This window comes from Chryseobacterium sp. SIMBA_029 (genome assembly GCF_046535275.1).
In the GTDB taxonomy this organism is placed as follows: Bacteria; Bacteroidota; Bacteroidia; order Flavobacteriales; family Weeksellaceae; genus Chryseobacterium.
On record NZ_JAWRXA010000842.1, the window covers coordinates 1 to 236 of the forward strand.

Here is a 236-nt window from a genome sequence, read left to right on the forward strand (position 1 = left end):
CTCATTTGATAGAAAATGCAAAAGTGGAAATAGAACTCACCAATCATCTTCTATCCTTGCCTGATCTGTGGATTGAAATGGAGAAAAACAGTCGGATTCCCAAAAGAATTATTCATGCAGATGTAAAAATCAGTAATATTCTATTTGATCACAATCATCAACCATTGGCTGTGATTGATCTGGATACCATGATGATTTCTACTCTTTTGTATGATTTTGGAACAATGATACAATCT

Annotated in this window: 1 protein-coding gene; it reads left to right on the forward strand. The window is 33.5% G+C overall.

The window, feature by feature from the left end:
• On the forward strand, window positions 1-236 hold a 236-nt coding region (locus SB679_RS26245), incomplete at both ends, for a phosphotransferase (protein ID WP_410705353.1).